We start from the raw sequence: 14,298 nt of genomic DNA on the forward strand, positions 1-14,298 counted from the left end.
TCCGGCGAACATATATATAAGGTACGTCAAGTACCGATAACAAATCAGGGTGGGGTCATTATAGATGGACATCGCGCAGCTATTGGCTTTCGCCGTCAAGAACAAGGCGTCCGATCTTCATCTGTCCGCGGACATGCCGCCGATGGTGCGGATCCACGGCGACATGCGCCGCATCAACGTCGCCTCGATGACGCACAAGGATGTCCACGCCATGGTGTACGACATCATGAGCGACACCCAGCGCAAGGCCTACGAGGAACGCCTCGAAATCGATTTCTCGTTCGAGATCGCCGGCCTGTCGCGCTTCCGCGTCAATGCCTATAACACCCAGCGCGGCGCCGCCGCGGTGTTCCGTACCATTCCGTCCAAGGTGCTGACGCTGGAAGAGCTGCGCGCGCCGGCGGTATTTGCCGACCTGTGCATGAAGCCGCGCGGGCTGGTGCTGGTAACGGGCCCGACCGGCTCGGGCAAGTCCACCACGCTGGCGGCGATGGTCGACCATCGCAATGAAAACGACATGGGCCACATCCTCACGGTGGAGGACCCGATCGAATTCGTGCACAGCTCCAAGAAGAGCCTGATCAACCAGCGCGAGCTGGGGCCGCATACGCATTCGTTCGCCAACGCGCTGCGCTCGGCGCTGCGCGAAGACCCTGACGTGATCCTGGTGGGTGAACTGCGCGACCTCGAAACCATCCGCCTGGCGCTGACCGCGGCCGAGACCGGCCACCTGGTCTTCGGCACGCTGCACACCAGTTCGGCGGCCAAGACCATCGACCGCGTGGTCGACGTGTTCCCGCCCGAAGAGAAGGACATGGTGCGCACCATGCTGTCGGAATCGCTCGAGGCGGTGATCTCGCAGACGCTGCTGAAGACCCGCGACGGCAACGGCCGCACCGCCGCGCACGAGATCATGATCGCCACCCCGGCGATCCGCCACCTGATCCGCGAAAACAAGATCGCGCAGATGTACTCGATGATGCAGACCAGCAGCGGGCTGGGCATGCAGACGCTGGACCAGTGCCTGTCGGACCTGATCAAGCGCAGCGTCATCAGCTACAACGACGCGCGCGCGATTGCCAAGAATCCGGACGCGTTCATGGGCTGAGGCCCGCCTTCGCTTTTTTCCAGCAGGACACCGCCATGCTCGACCGCGAATCCGCCGCCAAGTACATCAACGACCTGCTCGAGCTGATGGTCAGCAACCGCGGCTCGGACCTGTTCATCACTTCGGACTTTCCGCCGGCGATCAAGGTCGATGGCAAGATCACGCCGGTGTCGCAGCAGCCGCTGAACCCGACCCAGGCGCTGGGCCTGGTGCGCTCGGTGATGAACGAGCGCCAGGTGCAGGACTTCGACACCAGCCGCGAATGCAATTTCGCGATCAGCGCGCCCAAGGCCGGGCGCTTCCGCGTCTCGGCCTTTATCCAGCAGGGCAAGGCCGGCATGGTGGTGCGCACCATCAATACGCGCATCCCGTCGGTGGCCGACCTGGACCTGCCGCAGACGCTGCATGACGTGGTGATGGCCAAGCGCGGGCTGGTGATCGTCACCGGCGCCACCGGCTCGGGCAAGTCGACCACGCTGGCGGCAATGCTCGACCACCGCAACGCGCATTCCTACGGCCATATCATCACCATCGAGGATCCGATCGAATACGTGCACGCGCACCAGAACTGCATCGTCACGCAGCGCGAGGTCGGCATCGATACCGAGTCGTGGCACGTGGCGCTGAAGAACACGCTGCGCCAGGCGCCCGACGTGATCCTGATCGGCGAGATCCGCGACCGCGAGACCATGGAGTACGCGATGCAGTACGCCGAGACCGGCCACCTGTGCCTGGCCACGCTGCACGCCAACAACGCCAACCAGGCGATCGACCGCGTGGTCAACTTCTTCCCCGAGGAAAAGCGCCAGCAGCTGCTGATCGACCTGTCGCTGAACCTGAAGGCGATGATCTCGCAGCGCCTGCTGCCGCGCGCGGGCCGCAAGGGCCGGGTGCCGGCGGTCGAGATCATGATCGGCACGCCGCTGGTGGCCGACCTGATCTTCAAGGGCGAGATCCACGAGCTCAAGGAAGTCATCAAGAAGTCGCGCGAGCAGGGCATGATCTCGTTCGACCAGGCGCTGTTCGACCTGTACGAGCAGGGCAAGATCACCTACGAGGACGCGCTGCGCAACGCCGACTCGCTCAACGACCTGCGCCTGATGATCAAGCTGCACAGCACGCATGCCAAGGACTCGGACCTGGGCGCCGGCACCGAGCATCTCAACGTCATCTGAGGGCTGCGCGGCGGCGCGCGTGGCGGTATGCTTGGCTATCTACAGGAGTCTGCCATGAGCAATGTCTACCAGTTCGAAGCCAACTCGCTCGCCGGCCAGCCGGTGCCGCTGTCGCAGTTCCAGGGCAAGGTGATGCTGGTGGTCAATACCGCCAGCGAATGCGGTTTCACCCCGCAGTACGAAGGCCTGCAGAAGCTCTATGACGAATACCACGAGCGGGGCCTGGAGGTGCTGGGCTTCCCGTGCAACCAGTTCGGCAAGCAGGAGCCGGGCGATGCGCAGCAGATCGGGCAGTTCTGCGAAACGCGTTTCGCGGTGCGTTTCCCGATGTTCGCCAAGATCGACGTCAACGGCCCCAACGCCCATCCGCTGTACCAGTGGCTGACCACGGAAAAGCGTGGCGTGCTCGGTACCCAGGGCATCAAGTGGAACTTCACCAAGTTCCTGCTGCGCCGCGACGGCACTGTGTACAAGCGCTATGCGCCGACCGTCAAGCCGGCAGAACTGCGCGCCGACATCGAGCGGCTGCTTTCCGACCCGGCCGCCTGAGCCTCAGCTGCCGCTCGCGCGCACCGCGCGCAGGAAGCCGTTGAGCGAGCGGTCCGGGGTTTCGTGGAAATGGTCGTCGAGCATGCGGATGGCGCGGCAGCGGTCGAGCCGGAAGCTGCGGTAGTCCTCGCGCGTGGTGCACCACGTTGCCAGCAGCCAGGCATTGCCCCAGAAGAACAACCCCAGCGGCATCACCACGCGTTCGGTGATGCGCTGCTGCACGTCGCAGTAGTCGAGCTGCAGCAGCTTGTGCGCGCCCAGCGCGCCGTGCACCACGTCGAAGGCCTCGCGCACGTGCGCCTGGTTGACGTACTCGGGCGCGAACACGCGGCTTTGCTGCGCCGCCAGCCGGCGCGGCGGCGGCAGCGCCGCCATCAGCTTCTCCAGCGCGGGATCGGCCGCGGCGGCCAGCGCGCCGCCGCCCCAGGCCTTCAGCAGCCGCAGGCCGGCGACCAGCGCTTCCACTTCCATGGCGGTGAACATCAGCGGCGGGACATCGAAGTCGGCGCGCAGCCGGTAGCCGATGCCGGCCTCGCCCTCGACCGGCACGCCCGACAGCGACAGCGCCTGGATATCACGGTAGACGGTGCGTTCCGAGACCCCGAGCCGCTGCGCCAGCAGCGCCGCCGTGGTCAGGCGGCGGCCGCGCAGCACCTGCACGATCTGGAACAGGCGGTCGGCGCGGCGGCTCATCGGTCAGCGTGGCCCATGGCGGTCATGCGGCCACCGGTTCGTGCAGGCCGATGCGGTTGCCTTCGCTGTCGGTGATATGCGCGATGCGGCCGATCTCGCCCGGCAGGCGCAGCGGCCCGAACACGGTCTTGCCGCCGGCGCGCGCGGCGCGCGCCAGCAGCGCATCGAGCTCCGGCGCGTGCAGGTACGGCACCGTGCCGTAGTAGTTGCTGGGCCGGTAGCCTTCGCCGGCGACCAGCGCGCCGCCGGGATCGGGATGCGGGAACACCGCCATGTCGACCTGGCTCATGGTCTCGCGGCGCAGCTTGATCTCGAACACCTGCTCGTAGAAGCCGACCGCGCGGGGCATGTCGACGACAGGGATTTCCAGCCAGTTGATCAGACGTTGGCTCATGATGGGCTCCTGGGTTCCATAGGTAGGGGAGTGAGGAGCTCGCATCATGCGCGGGGGCTGCTGACAGCGTGCTGTCAGGAGGATGTCAGGGCGCGATGTCAGGGCGCGATGTCAGGGCGGGATGTCAGTGCGGCATCCACGCCGCCATCACCGGCACCAGGATCGCGGTCAGCACGCCGTTCAGGCCCATGCCAAGCGCGGCGAAGGCGCCGGCTTCCTGGTTGACCTGGAACGCGCGCGCGGTGCCGATGCCGTGTGCCGCGACGCCGGTGGCGAAGCCGCGCACGCTGTAGTCGCGGATGCGCAGCAGGTTCAGCAGCATGGTCGCGCTGACCGCGCCGATGATGCCGGTGCCCATCACCAGCACCGCCGTCAGCGACGGCAGCCCGCCGATCTTCTCGGCCACGCCCATGGCGATCGGGATCGTCACCGACTTGGGCGCGAGCGAGCGCACCGTTTCCGGCGAGGCACCGAGCAGCCAGGCAATGCCCACCGCCGACACCACCGCCACCACCGAGCCCGCCACCAGTCCCGCCAGCAGCGGGAACACGTGGGTGCGCAGCTTGGGCAGCTGCAGGTACAGCGGCACCGCCAGCGCCACCGTCGCCGGCCCCAGCAGGAAGTGCACGAACTGCGCGCCGTCGAAGTAGGTCTTGTAGGGCGTGCCGGTGACGGTCAGCACCGTGACCAGCAGCGCCACCGCGATCATCACCGGGTTGGCCAGCGGCGAGAAGCGCGATTTCTCGTAGATGCGGAAGGCAAAGACATAGGCCAGCAGCGTCGCGGTCAGCCCCACCAGCGGGCTGGCGGCAAGGTAGACCCAGATCTCGTTCAGGCGCGGCGTCATCATGCCTGTTCTCCCTTGGGGTCGGCCGGCGGCGTGTCGGTGCCGGAACGCTTGCGCATCAGCATGCGCGTGACCACGGCGGTGGTGGCAATGGCCAGCCAGGTGGACACCACCAGCGCGACCAGGATCGGCAGCCACTCGCCCTCGATGCGGTTGGCGTGGACCATGATGCCGACGCCGGCGGGCACGAACAGCAGCGACAGGTGCTTGAGCAGCTCGGTGGTGGTGCCCTGAATCACGGGCAGCAGCCGGTCGTCGAAGACGAGCCAGCCGAACAGCAGGATCATGCCCAGCACGGGGCCGGGCACGGGCAGGGTCAGCGCGTAGCTGATCACCTCGCCGACGGACTGGAAAACCAACAGGATGGCAAAGGTCTGGAGCATGGGGGCGTGGTTGGTTGCGCTCTTCCTCCCCTCTCCCTATGGGAGAGGGGCCGGGGGAGAGGGCGGGCGTGTCTCGAAGCGATATCGCATCTTGAACCGCTTGCCCTCTCCCCCGCCCCTCTCCCGCAAGCGGGAGAGGGTAGACAACCACGGCCGGGGTGTTATCCCAGCATCCGGTCGACCAGTTCGATCCAGTGCATGACCGGCGTATCGGTGCCGCCCTGCAGGTGCGAGATGCAGCCGATATTGGCCGAGACGATGGCTTCGGGCTGCGTCGCCTGCAGTTTGGCGAGCTTGTCGTCGCGCAGGCGCTGGGACAGTTCCGGCTGCAGCACCGAGTAAGTGCCCGCCGAGCCGCAGCACAGGTGGCTGTCAGCGCAGAGTTTGACTTCCACGCCGAGGCCGGTCAAGAGCGCTTCGACCTTGCCGCGGATCTGCTGGCCGTGCTGCAGCGTGCACGGCGGGTGGTAGGCCACGCGCCGGCCGTCGCGCGGCACCGCGCCGGCGGCGGCGTGCAGGTCGTCGGCAAAGTCCGGCAGGACCTCGGACAGGTCGCGCGTCAGCGCCGAGATGCGGCGCGCGCGCCCGGCATAGGCGGGATCGTTGCGCAGCAGGTGGCCGTAGTCCTTGACCATCGCGCCGCAGCCCGACGCGGTCATCACGATGGCTTCGGCGCCGGCTTCGACATGCGGCCACCAGGCGTCGATATTGCGGCGCATATTGTCGAGGCCGCCATCGTGGTCGCCGGTGTGGAAGCGGATCGCGCCGCAGCAGCCGGCCTCGCGCGCCACCACCAGTTGTACGCCGACACGGTCGAACACGCGCGCGGTGGCGGCATTGATGTTGGGCGACATTGCCGGCTGCACGCAACCGTCGAGCAACAACATCTTGCGCGCATGCGTGTTGCGCGGCCACACGCCGGGCGCGGCGCTGGCCGACAGCGGCGGCAACTTGGCGCGCAGCGTGCCCGGCAGCAGCGGGCGCACCATCTGGCCCAGCCGCAGCGCCGTGCCGAACAGCGCCGGACGCGTCAGTCCCTCGCGCAGCACCCAGCGCGCGATGCGCTGGCTGGCCGGGCGCCGCACGCCCTCGGCTTCCAGCTTGTCGTCGACCAGCTGGCGGCCGATGTCGACCAGGCGGCCGTAGCGCACGCCGGACGGGCAGGTCGATTCGCAGTTGCGGCAGGTCAGGCAGCGGTCCAGGTGCAGGCGCGTGCTTTCGGTGATGGCATGGCCTTCGAGCACCTGCTTCATCAGGTAGATGCGGCCGCGCGGCCCGTCCAGTTCATCGCCGAGCAGCTGGTAAGTGGGGCAGGTGGCGGTGCAGAAGCCGCAATGCACGCACTTGCCGACGATGGATTTGGCTTCCTCGCCTTCGGGCGTGTCGCGGAGAAAATCGGCCAGGGTCGTTTGCATGATGTGGGGTGTAGTGCCTGGAGTGTCTTGGCCCGCGGGCTCAGAGCCCGGGGTACATGCGCTGCGGGTTGAAGATGCCGGCCGGGTCGAAGGTCTCTTTCAGGCGGCGGTGGATCGCCGCCAGCGGCGACGCCAGCGGCGTGAACACGCCCATCGACTTGTCGCCATGGCGAAACAGCGTGGCATGGCCGCCGGCGGCCTGGGCCACCGCGCGCACGCTTTCGGCGTCGGCCTTGGCCGAGCCCTCTTCGGGCAGCCACCAGCGCTGGCCGCCGCCCCATTCGACCAGCTGCGCGCCCGGCAGCGCCAGCGGCGCGGCCACGGGGGGCACCGCCAGCCGCCACAGCGCGCGGCCGGCGTGCGCCGGAGCGAAGAACGGGTGGGTCTGCTCGCGCAGCGATTGCCACAGCGCGGCAGCGGGCGCCGGGTCCAGGCGCTCGCCGCCGAGCCGGGCGCAGGCCGCGCGCACCGCGGCGCCGGCGCCGGACAGGCGCACGTGCAGCACGCCCGCCTGCCACACCGAAGACGCCAGCGGCAGCGGCTGGCCGCCCCACTGGTTCAGCTGCCGGATGGCTTCGGCCTGCGCCATCTCGAAGCGCAGCGTGGCCTCGTCGAACGGCGTCGGCAGCACCTTGAGCGAGACCTGCAGGATCAGCCCCAGCGTGCCGAGCGAGCCCGCCAGCAGCCGCGACACGTCGTAGCCGGCGACGTTCTTCATCACTTGGCCGCCGAAGTCCATCACCTCGCCGCGGCCGTCCATCAGCTGCGCGCCCAGCACGAAGTCGCGCAGCGCGCCCACCGACTGCCGGCGCGGGCCCGACAGCCCGGCGGCGACGGCGCCGCCCAGCGTCGCCACGCTGGGCTGGCCGGGCAGCGTGAAGTGGGGCGGCTCGAACGCCAGGATCTGGCGCTTTTCCGCGAGCGCGGCTTCGATCTCGGCCAGCGGCGTGCCGCAGCGCGCGGTGATCACGAGTTCGGCCGGGTCGTAGTCGACGATGCCGGTGTAGGCGCGCGTGTCCAGCAGCTGGCCTTGCGGCGGCTGGCCGTAGAAATCCTTGCTGCCGCCGCCGCGCAGCCGCAGCGCGGTGCGGGTCTCGGTGGCTTGCCTGACGGCGTCGCGGAAGGCGTCGAGGGTGGCTTGCATAGTCGTGCGAGTAAGGAGGAGTTTCTGGCGCGGCTCTGGATCAGGTCGAGCCGTCGCGGCCGCCCGGAATTTCAGGCCGGTCGTTCTGGTAGGCCGGCAGGGGGCTGCCGCAGTGCTTGCAATACTGCGCGTCGGGCTCGTGCCCCTCGGTCAGGCAATGGGTGCAGGTGCGCGTGGTCAGCGGCCGCTTCATGATGCTGGCGGCCAGCTCGGCGCCGACGATGCCGGTGGGAAAGGCGATGATGCCGTAGCCCAGCAGGATCGTCAGCGAGGTGATGAACTGCCCCAGCGGCGTCTTCGGCACCATGTCGCCGAAGCCGGTGGTGGTCAGCGTCACCACGGCCCAGTACATGCTGACCGGGATGCTGTGGAAGCCGTGCTCCGGGCCCTCGACCACGTACATCACGGTGCCGAGGATCACGGTGATGATGAACACCGCGGCCAGGAACACGAAGATCTTGCGCCGGCTGTTGACCAGCGCGCGGTACAGGATCTCGGCTTCCTCGAAGTACACGGTCAGCTTCAGGATCCGGAACACGCGCAGCAGCCGCAGCAGGCGCACGTCGATGAGGAAATGCAGTTCCGGCACGAAGAACGCCAGCCAGGTCGGCATGATCGAGATGAAGTCGATGATGCCGTAGAAGCTCAGCGCATAGCGCCACGGCCGCCGCACCACCAGCAGGCGCATGGCGTACTCGGCCGTGAACAGCAGCGTGAACATCCATTCCAGCACCGTGAAGACCCCGCCAAGGCGCTGGTTCACCGCAGGCAGGCTGTCGAGCATCACGATCATCACGCTGGTGACGATGGCGAGCAGCAGCGCGACGTCGAACAGACGGCCCTCGCGCGTATCGGCCTCGAAGATGATGGTGTACCAGCGCTGGCGCCAGCCGGCCTCGGGCTGGCCCAGGCGCTGGCGCACCACGGCTTCCTGGTGCTGGCGCCGGCGGGGATTCTCTTTCATGGCGTGGCTTAGAAGCGCGGCAGCTCGGGATGCGGCAGCAGGCCCTTCTTCACGTGCATCTTGCCGTATTCGGCGCAGCGCGCCAGCGTCGGGATGGCCTTGTCGGGGTTCAGCAGCCGCGCCGGGTCGAAGGCGGCCTTGACGCCGAAGAAGGCGTCGCGCTCCGCGGTCGAGAACTGCACGCACATGGAGTTGAGCTTCTCCACGCCCACGCCGTGCTCGCCGGTGACGGTGCCGCCCAGCTCGACGCAGGTTTCCAGGATGTCGGCGCCGAACAGCTCGGCGCGGTGCCATTCGTCCTGGTCGCCGCCGTCGAACAGCACCAGCGGATGCATGTTGCCGTCGCCGGCATGGAACACGTTGATGCAGCGCAGGCCGTACTTCACTTCCATGGCCTCGATGCGCTTGAGCAGCGTGCCGATGTGCTTGCGCGGGATGGTGCCGTCCATGCAGTAATAGTCCGGCGAGATCCGGCCCGCCGCGGGGAAGGCGTTCTTGCGGCCGCTCCAGAAGCGCAGCCGTTCGGCCTCGTTCTGCGAGACCACGATGCGGGTGCAGCCCGACGCCTTCAGCACCGCGCTCATGCGTTCGATCTCCTCGGCAACTTCCTCGGGGGTGCCGTCGGACTCGCACAGCAGGATCGCGGCGGCATCGAGGTCATAGCCGGCATGCACGAACTGCTCGACCGCGGCGGTGGCGGGCTTGTCCATCATCTCGAGTCCGGCCGGGATGATGCCCGCGGCGATCACGTCGGCGACCGCATTGCCGCCTTTCTCGACATCGTCGAAGCAGGCCATGATCACCTGCGCCAGCTGCGGCTTGGGGATCAGGCGCACGGTCACCTCGGTGACCACCGCCAGCATGCCCTCGGAGCCGATCAGCACGGCCAGCAGGTCCAGCCCGGGCGCGTCGGGGGCCTCGGAGCCGAACACCACCACCTCGCCCGACATCGTCACCGCGCGCACGCGCAGCACGTTGTGCACGGTCAGGCCGTACTTCAGGCAGTGCACGCCGCCGGAATTCTCGCTGACGTTGCCGCCGATGGTGCAGGCGATCTGCGACGACGGGTCGGGCGCGTAGTACAGGTTGTGCGGCGCGGCGGCGTCCGAGATGGCCAGGTTGCGCACGCCCGGCTGGACCACCGCGGTGCGCGAATACGGATCGACCGACAGGATGCGCTTGAACTTGGCCAGCGACAGCACCAGGCCTTCGGCGATTGGCATGGCGCCGCCCGACAGGCTGGTGCCGGCGCCGCGCGGCACCACCGGCACGCCCAGCTGGTGGCACAGCCGCAGGATGGCGCAGACCTGCTCCTCGGTGTCGGGCAATGCTACCGCCATCGGCACCTGGCGGTAGGCGGCCAGGCCGTCGCACTCGTAGGGGACGGTGTCTTCCGGCTTCCACAGCACCGCGGCGTCGGGCAGGATCTGCGCCAGGCCGGCCAGCAGCGCATCGCGGCGGCCGTCGGCCGCGGCCGTGGCCGGAGCGTCGGCGGCGCCGGGAGCGAGGGTTTGGGCTTCGTGCGGGGCATTCATGAACGGCTCCTGTGGGGTCTCCGGGGCGAACGGCTTGTGGCGATCCAGGGGCGATCGCTTGCCGGCCTGCCGGCCGCGGCGGTGCAGGGCCGCCGCGGGGGACGGGTGACTATAGCGCAGGCCACCTGGCGCGGGCACCACGCCAGACGTGAATTCCGCATGCCAGCCCGATCAAAAATGCTCATCATCGCCGGCGGGCACGGGCTCCGCTTTCAGCGTAGCACCGGCGGCAGGCCCGCGGAAAGTCGGGTGCCGGGCTCAGCGTTGCGGCTGCGCCTGGGCGGCCGGCAGCCGCAGCACCATGTCGAGCTTGTCGTGGAAGTGCGGCGCGACGTACAACGCATCGGGCTCCAGCCCGAAGCGCTCGAACCCGAGCGATTCGTACAAGCGCACCGCGCCCGCGCTGCCGGCATTGACGCACAGCGTGACCTGGCGCACGCCCGGCATGGCGGCGGCCTGCTGCAGCGCGCGCAGCATCAGCGCGCGGCCGAGCTTGCGCTCGCGCCAGCCCGGCGCCACGTACATGCCGAAGATCGAGGCCTTGTGCCAGTGCTTGCGCCGGGGCTCGCGCATCACGCCGACCATGCCGGCCAGCGCGATGCCGTCGGGACCGGCCTCGAAGGCGCCGAAGATGGCCTTGTCCGCGCTCGGCGCAAGGCGTTGCGCCACCGCCTCGGGTGCCAGGTCCTGTTCTTCTTCCAGGCTGGCGGCAAAGGCTTCAGGCGCCTCGGCCAGTCCCTGCAGGCGCAGCGCGTGGAAGGCTGCGGCATCGGCGGGGGTCAGCAGGCGGATTTCCATGGGCGCAGTCTCCTACCAGTCCAGGCTCAGCAGCCAGTCGACGAAATAGCGCGCCTCGGGCTTGAGCGGCGCCTGTTCGCGCTCGACGATGTAGTAGCCGTGCGGCGATACCGATTCCACGTCGAGCAGCCGCACCATCTGCCCCAGCGACAGCCAGTGCCGCGCCATGCGCTGGCGCACCAGCGCCACGCCCTGGTTGGAGGCGATCGCCTCCAACATCAGGCCGATGTCGTTGAACTGCGGGCCGGTCTGGGGCTCGGGCCAGTCCAGTCCGGCGGTCTCGAACCACGGCTTCCACGGCTCCAGCGGGCTGCGCAGCAGCACCAGGCCGTGCAGGTGCTCGGGCCGGGTGATGGCGCGGCCGTTGACGCGCTCGTAGTACTCGCGCCCGCACGCCGGGAACACCGGTTCCACCAGGAGCTTGGTCGTCTTCAGGTCAGGGTAGCGGCCGGTGCCGTAGCGGATCTCGACATCGGTGTCCTCGGCCTTGACGTCGAGGAACGGGATCGCCAGGTGCAGCTCGAGGTCGATATGCGGATAGAGCGCGCCGAATTCCGGCAGCCGCGGCACCAGGTGCTGGCGCCCGAAGGTGGGCGGGATCGCCACGCGCAGGCGCGTGCGCAGCTTGTTGTATTCGGGCCGGGCCAGTTCGTTGAGCGACTTGAGCGCGTCCTGCACGTTGCGCAGGTAGCGCGTGCCGGCGGCGGTCAGCCGCAGCGCGGCGTTGGCGCGCACGAACAGGTCCTCGCCCCACAGTTCCTCGAGGTTCTTGATGCGGTGCGAGACCGCGCTGGGCGTGACCGACAGCTCCTCGGCCGCGCGCGCGAAGCTGCCCAGGCGCGCGGCGGCCTCGAACGCGATCAGCAGGTGCAGCGGCGGCACGCGGTTGAACATGGAAGCCATCCGTGCGTTGCCCGGCGGGCGCCTTACTGCGTGCCGGCGCGCGCGGCGCTGAAGATCTTGCCGGGATTCAGGATGTGGTTGGGATCGAGCGCAGCCTTGATCGCGCGCATCAGGTCCAGCGCGTCTTCCCCGTGTTCCGCCGCCAGGAAGCGCTGCTTGTGCAGGCCCACGCCGTGCTCGCCGGTACAGGTGCCGCCCATCGCCAGCGCGCGTTCGACGATGCGCTGGTTGATGGCCTCGGCCTCGGCCATTTCCTCAGGCTTGGCCGGGTCGACCAGGATCGCCACGTGGAAGTTGCCGTCGCCGACATGGCCGACGATGGGGCAGGGCAGGGCCGAGGCGTTCAGGTCCTTCTCGGTCTCGGTGACGCAGTCGGCCAGGCGCGAGATCGGCACGCACACGTCGGTGGTGACCGACTTGCAGCCGGGCTTGAGTTGCAGCATCGCAAAGTAAGCGGTATGGCGTGCGTTCCACAGCCGGCTGCGGTCTTCCGGGCGCGTGGCCCATTCGAAGCCCCGCCCGCCGTGCTCGGCGGTGATCTGCTGCACGGTCTCGGCCTGCTCGCGCACGCCGGCCTCGGTGCCGTGGAATTCGAAGAACAGGTGCGGGGTCTCGGGCAGGGTCAGGTTGTCGTGGCGGTTGATCGCGCGGATCGCCAGCGCATCGACGAATTCGACGCGCGCCACCGGCACGCCCAGCTGGATGGTCTGGATCACGGCCTGCACCGCGCTGCCCATGCTGGGGAACGCGCACACCGCGGCGGAGATCGCCTCGGGCTGCGGGTAGAGCCGCACCGTGACCTCGGTGATGATGCCCAGCGTGCCTTCGCTGCCGATGAAGAGCCGGGTCAGGTCATAGCCCGCCGACGACTTGCGCGCCTGGGTACCGGTGCGGATCACGCGGCCATCGGCGGTCACCACCGTCAGCGCCAGCACGTTCTCGCGCATGGTGCCGTAGCGCACCGCGTTGGTCCCCGAAGCGCGCGTGGCGCACATGCCGCCCAGCGACGCGTCGGCGCCCGGGTCGATCGGGAAGAACAGGCCGGTGTCCTTGATCTCCTGGTTCAGCTGCTTGCGCGTGACGCCGGGTTGCACGGTCACGGTCAGGTCCTCGGGCTGCACCGCCAGCACCCGGTTCATCTGCGACAGGTCCAGGCTGATGCCGCCGGCCACCGCCAGCAGGTGGCCTTCCAGCGACGAGCCGGCGCCGTACGGGATCAGCGGCACGCCATGCTGGTTGCACAGGCGCGCGACCTCGGCCACCTCCTCGGTGCTGTGGGCAAACACCACCGCATCGGGCAGTGCCGGCGGGAACGGCGACTCGTCGCGGCCATGGTGCTCGCGCACGCCGGCGGAGGTGGTGAAGCGCTCGCCGAAGCGTGCCGCGAGGGCGTCGGCCATGGCGGGCGGCAGCGGACGGCGGGCGAGGGAAGCGGATGGCGCGGGGTGGTTCATGCGGGGTCTCCGGCGGGTCGGTGCGGCCTCATGGATGGCGAGGCCGCCGAGGGTGCCGGCGGCGGGGCTGGGGCGCGACCCGGTTATCGAATGGACGAATCACTGCATTCTACGCCGCGCGCCGGCTGGTGCACCTTCTCGCGGCCAGCCCGTGGTCGATAGCCGCACAAGCGAATGGCCGCGCAAGCCGCGGCCGGTGGATGCGGCGCGCATGGCTAAGTCACCGGCTCTGGCGCGATAATGCGCCATTTCCCAACGACAAACCGCTGACAAGGAGACCGGCATGGGCAACCGCCTGTCGAAGATCGCCACCCGCACCGGCGACGCCGGCACCACCGGCCTGGGCGACGGCAGCCGCACCGGCAAGGACAGCCTGCGCATCGCCGCGATCGGCGACGTCGATGAACTGAACTGCCACGTCGGCGTGCTGCTGACCGAAGACCTGCCCGCCGACGTGCGCGCCGCGCTGCTGCATATCCAGCACGACCTGTTCGACCTGGGCGGCGAGCTGTCCATCCCGGGCTACACGCTGCTCAAGCCCGAGCAGGTGGCGCAGCTCGACACCTGGCTGGCCGACTACAACGCCAACCTGCCGCGGCTGGCCGAATTCATCCTGCCCGGCGGCAGCCGCGCCGCGGCGCAGGCCCATGTGTGCCGCACCGTGTGCCGGCGTGCCGAGCGCGCGCTGGTGGCGCTGGGCGCGGCCGAGGCGCTGAACGAGGCGCCGCGCCAGTACCTGAACCGGCTCTCGGACCTGATGTTCGTGCTGGCGCGGGTGCTGAACCGGGCCGGCGGGGGCTCGGACGTGCTGTGGCAGCGGGACCGGGACGCTTCCGCAAAGTAATTTACACGCCACAAAACAGCGCCCGCCAGTGCTGCCGGCTCAAGCCCGGGCAGCGCTTGCCGTTGACCGAGGGCAGAAACCGAGAAAATTAC

General features: G+C 68.8%; 15 protein-coding genes. 4 read left to right on the forward strand and 11 right to left on the reverse strand.

Annotated elements, in window-relative coordinates:
* The first annotated feature begins 64 nt into the window (after positions 1–64).
* The 3 genes from LIN44_RS04325 to LIN44_RS04335 are packed head-to-tail and all read left to right on the forward strand — an operon-like array spanning position 65 to position 2,832.
* Entirely contained in the window at positions 65–1,108 is a 1,044-nt protein-coding gene (locus LIN44_RS04325) for a type IV pilus twitching motility protein PilT (protein WP_025583874.1), read from the forward strand.
* Positions 1,109–1,143: 35 nt separating this feature from the next.
* The gene (locus LIN44_RS04330; protein ID WP_092306471.1) at positions 1,144–2,283 is read left to right on the forward strand and encodes a PilT/PilU family type 4a pilus ATPase; all 1,140 of its coding nucleotides are present in this window, start codon (positions 1,144–1,146) and stop codon (positions 2,281–2,283) included.
* 54 nt (positions 2,284–2,337) lie between these two features.
* The gene (locus tag LIN44_RS04335) at positions 2,338–2,832 is read left to right on the forward strand and encodes a glutathione peroxidase (RefSeq protein WP_112774296.1); all 495 of its coding nucleotides are present in this window, start codon (positions 2,338–2,340) and stop codon (positions 2,830–2,832) included.
* Between the two features lie 3 nt (positions 2,833–2,835).
* Here the strand turns inward: LIN44_RS04335 and LIN44_RS04340 are convergent, their stop codons facing one another.
* From LIN44_RS04340 to LIN44_RS04390, 11 genes are all read right to left on the reverse strand, one after another.
* Entirely contained in the window at positions 2,836–3,525 is a 690-nt protein-coding gene (locus tag LIN44_RS04340) for a YafY family protein (RefSeq protein ID WP_227313652.1), read from the reverse strand.
* A gap of 22 nt (positions 3,526–3,547) precedes the next feature.
* Entirely contained in the window at positions 3,548–3,919 is a 372-nt protein-coding gene (locus LIN44_RS04345) for a VOC family protein (RefSeq protein ID WP_227313653.1), read from the reverse strand.
* Between the two features lie 124 nt (positions 3,920–4,043).
* Positions 4,044–4,769: an LrgB family protein gene (locus tag LIN44_RS04350; RefSeq protein WP_082819011.1), complete on the reverse strand. Its 726-nt coding sequence runs from the start codon at positions 4,767–4,769 to the stop codon at positions 4,044–4,046.
* Positions 4,766–5,149, reverse strand: coding sequence for a CidA/LrgA family protein (locus tag LIN44_RS04355; RefSeq protein WP_227313654.1), 384 nt, complete (start codon positions 5,147–5,149; stop codon positions 4,766–4,768). Before LIN44_RS04355 ends, LIN44_RS04350 begins: the two co-directional genes overlap by 4 nt.
* A 161-nt stretch (positions 5,150–5,310) precedes the next feature.
* Positions 5,311–6,564, reverse strand: a complete 1,254-nt coding sequence (gene glcF, locus LIN44_RS04360; RefSeq protein WP_227313655.1) for a glycolate oxidase subunit GlcF — start codon at positions 6,562–6,564, stop codon at positions 5,311–5,313.
* 40 nt (positions 6,565–6,604) lie between these two features.
* Entirely contained in the window at positions 6,605–7,708 is a 1,104-nt protein-coding gene (gene glcE, locus LIN44_RS04365) for a glycolate oxidase subunit GlcE (protein ID WP_227313656.1), read from the reverse strand.
* Positions 7,709–7,748: 40 nt separating this feature from the next.
* Positions 7,749–8,672: an ion transporter gene (locus LIN44_RS04370; protein WP_227313657.1), complete on the reverse strand. Its 924-nt coding sequence runs from the start codon at positions 8,670–8,672 to the stop codon at positions 7,749–7,751.
* A gap of 8 nt (positions 8,673–8,680) precedes the next feature.
* Positions 8,681–10,207 carry an FAD-linked oxidase C-terminal domain-containing protein gene (locus LIN44_RS04375; RefSeq protein ID WP_227313658.1) on the reverse strand — a complete coding sequence of 509 codons (1,527 nt, stop codon included), beginning with the start codon at positions 10,205–10,207 and terminating at the stop codon, positions 8,681–8,683.
* 258 nt (positions 10,208–10,465) lie between these two features.
* Positions 10,466–11,005: a GNAT family N-acetyltransferase gene (locus tag LIN44_RS04380; RefSeq protein WP_227313659.1), complete on the reverse strand. Its 540-nt coding sequence runs from the start codon at positions 11,003–11,005 to the stop codon at positions 10,466–10,468.
* Positions 11,006–11,017: 12 nt separating this feature from the next.
* Positions 11,018–11,908 (reverse strand): LysR substrate-binding domain-containing protein, encoded by an 891-nt coding sequence (locus tag LIN44_RS04385; protein WP_115681073.1) that lies wholly within the window; start codon positions 11,906–11,908, stop codon positions 11,018–11,020.
* A 23-nt stretch (positions 11,909–11,931) separates the two neighbouring features.
* Complete coding sequence (locus LIN44_RS04390; protein WP_227313660.1) at positions 11,932–13,362, reverse strand: FAD-binding oxidoreductase; 1,431 nt, start codon at positions 13,360–13,362, stop codon at positions 11,932–11,934.
* Positions 13,363–13,645: 283 nt separating this feature from the next.
* On the opposite strand from LIN44_RS04390, the gene LIN44_RS04395 reads away from it, so the two are divergent.
* Positions 13,646–14,206, forward strand: a complete 561-nt coding sequence (locus LIN44_RS04395) for a cob(I)yrinic acid a,c-diamide adenosyltransferase (RefSeq protein WP_227313661.1) — start codon at positions 13,646–13,648, stop codon at positions 14,204–14,206.
* The last annotated feature ends 92 nt before the right edge of the window (positions 14,207–14,298 follow it).

The sequence above is a fragment of the Cupriavidus sp. MP-37 genome (genome assembly GCF_020618415.1).
In the GTDB taxonomy this organism is placed as follows: Bacteria; Pseudomonadota; Gammaproteobacteria; order Burkholderiales; family Burkholderiaceae; genus Cupriavidus.

Coding starts and splice junctions, on each gene's coding strand:
- LIN44_RS04370 (WP_227313657.1), bottom strand. CDS start 8,672: ATGAAAGAGAATCCCCGCCGGCGCCAGCACCAGGAAGCCGTGGTGCGC.
- LIN44_RS04390 (WP_227313660.1), bottom strand. CDS start 13,362: ATGAACCACCCCGCGCCATCCGCTTCCCTCGCCCGCCGTCCGCTGCCG.
- LIN44_RS04380 (WP_227313659.1), bottom strand. CDS start 11,005: ATGGAAATCCGCCTGCTGACCCCCGCCGATGCCGCAGCCTTCCACGCG.
- LIN44_RS04395 (WP_227313661.1), top strand. CDS start 13,646: ATGGGCAACCGCCTGTCGAAGATCGCCACCCGCACCGGCGACGCCGGC.
- LIN44_RS04350 (WP_082819011.1), bottom strand. CDS start 4,769: ATGATGACGCCGCGCCTGAACGAGATCTGGGTCTACCTTGCCGCCAGC.
- LIN44_RS04345 (WP_227313653.1), bottom strand. CDS start 3,919: ATGAGCCAACGTCTGATCAACTGGCTGGAAATCCCTGTCGTCGACATG.
- LIN44_RS04340 (WP_227313652.1), bottom strand. CDS start 3,525: ATGAGCCGCCGCGCCGACCGCCTGTTCCAGATCGTGCAGGTGCTGCGC.
- LIN44_RS04355 (WP_227313654.1), bottom strand. CDS start 5,149: ATGCTCCAGACCTTTGCCATCCTGTTGGTTTTCCAGTCCGTCGGCGAG.
- LIN44_RS04375 (WP_227313658.1), bottom strand. CDS start 10,207: ATGAATGCCCCGCACGAAGCCCAAACCCTCGCTCCCGGCGCCGCCGAC.
- LIN44_RS04335 (WP_112774296.1), top strand. CDS start 2,338: ATGAGCAATGTCTACCAGTTCGAAGCCAACTCGCTCGCCGGCCAGCCG.
- glcF (WP_227313655.1), bottom strand. CDS start 6,564: ATGCAAACGACCCTGGCCGATTTTCTCCGCGACACGCCCGAAGGCGAG.
- glcE (WP_227313656.1), bottom strand. CDS start 7,708: ATGCAAGCCACCCTCGACGCCTTCCGCGACGCCGTCAGGCAAGCCACC.
- LIN44_RS04325 (WP_025583874.1), top strand. CDS start 65: ATGGACATCGCGCAGCTATTGGCTTTCGCCGTCAAGAACAAGGCGTCC.
- LIN44_RS04385 (WP_115681073.1), bottom strand. CDS start 11,908: ATGGCTTCCATGTTCAACCGCGTGCCGCCGCTGCACCTGCTGATCGCG.
- LIN44_RS04330 (WP_092306471.1), top strand. CDS start 1,144: ATGCTCGACCGCGAATCCGCCGCCAAGTACATCAACGACCTGCTCGAG.